The following is a 3,224-nucleotide window of genomic DNA, read 5'->3' as shown; positions in this document are numbered from 1 at the left end:
TGGGAATGACATCACTATAGCATCCGCCTAAGACGGACAAAAGGCCGGACAGTAGTGATGTAATCCTGTTTATAAATATTCATTTCAAAATCTTAATAACCTGCTTGAACTTATTGCCCTTGGCAATCTGCAGCATCTCGAATACAGCCATCTCAAGGCAGGTAATATTGGCGCCGGCGTTCTTTGTCGCCTCAATACCAATCTGTTTGTTGTCTAAAGTTCGCGAGGAAACCGCATCAGCTAATAAATGAACCTCATATCCCGATTGTAAAAGATCAACAGCAGTCTGATAAACGCATACGTGAGTTTCCATACCGCATAACAACACCTGGTTGCGATTTAAGGAAATCAGCTTCTGCGTGAAATCATGATTGCCGCAGCAGCTAAAAGAGTCTTTTACCAGCGGCTTCAAATCACCAAGAATATCTTGCAGCTGCGGGATTGTCGAACCAAGCTTATCGGGAAGCTGTTCATTCCAAAGGATTGGAATATCCAAAACCTGCGCGCATTTTGCAGTCTTGACCAAATTATCGAAAAATTTATCTTTCTCGTGCATTAAGGCTGCCAATTTTCCCTGAACATCTACAATAACTAAAGCAGCATCTTCAACTTTCAACATTCTTATTCTCCTGACGATTACTATCGTGCGCTAAATTACAGAATTACTAATTCACACAAGTTCTAACCGGATATAAATTAAAAACTGTAAACGGAATGTCAAGCAACATCGAATACTTATCTATGATTTAATGAATATTTTCGGGAAACTCCGATTCATTTCCAGAACTTTCCCCGAAAAGTCCGATAAAATTGTTTTAATTCAATTCATGTCAACGAATTAACATTTTCAAAAAGTGGAAATAGCGATTTTGGAAAATCGGGGGAATTTTTTAACGATTTCAAGCAGGTCGGGTTCTGACCGGAGGGAAAAACCCGACAATTTGACTTTGATATGCTATTTGCTAAGGAAAGATATTTATATAACTGCGAGAAGTGTCGGGTTTCTCCTCGCCTTCGGCGAGTCGGAACTCGACCTGCAATGTTTTGAAAAAAAATGATGAAACTCCAATTTATTTCCTATTGACCTGTCTGCAAACAATACATATCTTCTCTAATAGTAAAAAAATTAAACGAATAGAGGAGTTATGAATAGTAATATTGAAAAATTGCTTAAGAAAGTCAAGGACGAGAAATACGAGTATATCGATTTCAAATTCAGTGATATTCACGGGTCATGGCGTCATATAACAATACCGGCTGAGAAATTTTCGGCAAAGACATTCGAATATGGTATTGGCGTGGACGGCTCCTCGATAGGCTTTCTCTCCGTAAAAGCGGGCGATATGATTTTAATACCCGACCCAACATTTTATTTTATCGATCCGTTTTGGAAAGAGCCTACATTATCAATAATATGCGATATCTGCGAAGTTGAGCCGGTTGAGCCGCATCCCCGTAATCCGCGCAATACTGCTTTCAAAGCGGCTCAAAAACTGCAGAAACTTATGCCCGGCGTTGACGCAATGATGGGTCCGGAATTCGAATTTTATCTTTTCGATGAGGTCAGGTTTGGCCAATCTCCCAATAAAGCGTTTTACTATTTGGATTCCGAGGAAGCCGAATGGAAATCCCGTGATACAGGTCCTGGTGGAGAAGGTGCGGGAGTTAATCGGGGCCATCAAATACATTACAAAGAAGGCTACCATGCCGCGCCGCCTCGCGATAAAGCATACGAGATTCGTTCCTACATCACTCGGTTATTCTTGGATGCCGGTATTGATGTTAAGTATCATCATCACGAGGTTGGCGGAGCCGCCCAGCAGGAGATAGAAACTACATTTGCCCCATTCATAGAAATGGCTGATAAGTCGATGTTGGCCAAATACCTTATAAAAAACGGCGCGGATAAATGCGGTAAATCTGCCAGTTTTATGCCGAAACCGCTGTTTACCGAGCCCGGTTCGGGAATGCATGTACATCAGTTTCTGGCTAAGGATGGCAAATCAATATTTTATAATGAGAGCAAACCTTTATATTTATCCGATATAGGCAGATATTATATCGGCGGGATATTGAAACACTCACCGGCTCTTCTGGCCTTCACCAATCCCTCAACTAATTCATATAAGCGTCTCATCCCGGGTTATGAGGCTCCGGTCAGGGCAAGTTATTCTGTTGGCAACCGAACTGCGGCTGTCCGTATTCCTGGCTATATCAAAGACCCCTCGGTTATGAGAATGGAGTTCCGCTCGCCGGATGCTACCTCGAATGTATACCTGGCGTTTGCCGCTATGTTAGTTGCCGGTTTAGATGGCATCAAAAACAAAATCGATCCCGGTGAAGCATTTGACGGCAATTTCGATAAATTGACCCCCCGTCAGTTAAAGAAATATCCCCAAATGCCTTCTTCTCTTGAAGGAGCGCTTGATGCGCTTGAAAAAGATGATGCTTTCCTTAGAGAAGATAATGTGTTTGCAGATGAGTTAATTAACACTTGGCTGCAAATTAAACGGCAAGAAGTGGAGCAAATCAAAATACGCCCCCATCCTTGGGAATTCAGGCTGTATTACGATGTTTAACAAAAGGGCAAAGGTAAATGATTAAACCGGAAATACGAGTTGCGCTGCCTGAGGATGTTGTTTCGATTTCGAAATTGTGGCTGAAGTTTATGGAATATAACGCCCAGTTCGACAATTCATTTATTGTGAAGCCTAAAATAGTCGGACGGTTCGCCCGTGAACTTCAGCATCGTCTGGATGACCCCAACTACCGGCTGGCAGTTGTTCAGCTTGATGATGAACTTGTTGGCTATTGCCTTTCGTATGTATCTAAAAAACCGTATTTTTTCAAGCTTGGGAAATTTGGCTTTATAGGTGACCTTTATGTAATTGATGAACATCGCCGCAATGGTTATGGCAAAATGCTGGTCGAGGATGCTCATAGTTTTTTCAAACGCAAAAAGGTCAAGCAGATAGAACTGCTTGTTGCCAATGGCAATGTGAATACAATCAAGTTCTGGGAAAAACAGGGATTCAAAATGCTTTTGCAATGGATGTATCGGAAGCAGCAGTAAGGTTTGCTGATACCGCTCATATAAATTGTGCTTATTATATGCATGTTAGAAGTTATCTCTACCGCCGCGCAATTCATTGATAAAGATAATCATTCACTACTGTCCGGCCTTTTGTCCGCCTTAGGCGGATGCTATAGTGATGTCATTCCCA

3 protein-coding genes are annotated in these 3,224 nt (G+C 41.9%); 2 read left to right on the top strand and 1 reads right to left on the bottom strand.

Annotation, left to right across the window (positions count from 1 at the left end; all coding sequences use genetic code 11):
- Positions 1-79 precede the first annotated feature (79 nt).
- On the bottom strand, positions 80-619 hold the full coding sequence (locus J7K40_15015) for a hydrolase (GenBank protein ID MCD6163710.1): 540 nt from the start codon (positions 617-619) through the stop codon (positions 80-82).
- A 526-nt stretch (positions 620-1,145) separates the two neighbouring features.
- Between J7K40_15015 and glnA the strand changes: the two genes are divergently transcribed.
- The gene (gene glnA, locus J7K40_15010; protein MCD6163709.1) at positions 1,146-2,579 is read left to right on the top strand and encodes a type I glutamate--ammonia ligase; all 1,434 of its coding nucleotides are present in this window, start codon (positions 1,146-1,148) and stop codon (positions 2,577-2,579) included.
- Positions 2,580-2,596: 17 nt separating this feature from the next.
- Entirely contained in the window at positions 2,597-3,073 is a 477-nt protein-coding gene (locus J7K40_15005; GenBank protein MCD6163708.1) for a GNAT family N-acetyltransferase, read from the top strand.
- Positions 3,074-3,224: the final 151 nt, after the last annotated feature.

Source organism: Candidatus Zixiibacteriota bacterium, from assembly GCA_021159005.1.
Lineage (GTDB): Bacteria > Zixibacteria > MSB-5A5 > UBA10806 > 4484-95 > JAGGSN01.
Note: the sequence above shows the minus strand (reverse complement) of the source record. Positions and strands in the feature narration are given on the sequence as shown.